1 protein-coding gene is annotated in these 988 nt (G+C 76.8%); it reads right to left on the bottom strand.

The window, feature by feature from the left end; genetic code table 11:
• On the bottom strand, positions 1 to 988 hold a 988-nt coding region (locus MXD58_RS25535; protein ID WP_250610236.1), incomplete at both ends, for a SepX/GlpR family protein.

Raw genomic sequence — 988 nt, 5'->3', positions numbered from 1 at the left:
GCAGCGGGTCGATCTCCTCGCCCGGTACCGCGGCGCCCGGTAGCGCGGCGGCCGGTTCGGCGCCGGCGGGGGCACTGGTCGGCGCCACCTCCGGCGGGGCGGTCAGGCCGCCGTGGGTGCCGGGCGGGTTGATCTGGACGCGGCCGGGACGGGAGGTGTTCGGCCGGCTGCCCGGCCGGTTCGCGGGACGGGAGGCCACCCTGGCCGGGGCGACCTCGGCGGCGTCGACCGCCAGCTCGCCCTCGACGTCCACCTCGCGGGCGACATCCGCGTCGACGACCCGGTATCCCTCGGCGACCAGGTACCCGTCGGCAACCTGGGACCCGTCGACGGCCTGGTACCTATCGACGGCCTGGTGCGCCTCGACGACCTGGCGCGGCTCGGCCGCGCCGCGCGCGGGCAACACTGCCGCGTGGCCGCCACCGATCGCGTGGCCCGCACCAGGCTCGTCGGCGTGGGCCGCGGGGTACCCGGCGCCGTCCAGCGGCTCCCACCGCTCGTCGTAGGCCGGCTCGGACCAGTCCTCGGCCGTGGTCGACGTCGCGGTCATCAACACGCCGAGGTCTATCGTCTCCGCCTGGGCGTGCGCGAGTTCCTCGGGGGTGAGGTCGTCCTCGGCGTCGCGCCCGCGGTAGGCGAAGGCCGAACCGGGCTGCCGCCGACGGCCGCGGGCCGCCCGCTCGGCCTCGATGCGCCGCTCGATCGCTGCCCGGGTGATCTCGAGGCGGCGCTCGACCTGCACCGAACGACGCAGGTGCACGACGTAGCCGGCGATCGCCAGGTCGGTCATCAGCTGCACGCCGATCCACAGGCCGCCGAGCACGGCCGCCAGGATGACCGTCAGCGGGAACAGCGCGGCCAGCAGCACCAGCCGCTGCCGGCGAATTCGCATCGCGGCCGCCCGCTCGGGACTCAGCCGCCGCTTCGGGCCGGTGCGGGCGCTTGCCCGCCGCTCGGCTGGCAACTCGGGCGCCGAGCGGGCCCCCAG

Origin of the sequence: Frankia sp. AgKG'84/4 (genome assembly GCF_023242965.2) — a bacterium.
Lineage (GTDB): Bacteria > Actinomycetota > Actinomycetes > Frankiales > Frankiaceae > Frankia.
Note: the sequence above shows the minus strand (reverse complement) of the source record. Positions and strands in the feature narration are given on the sequence as shown.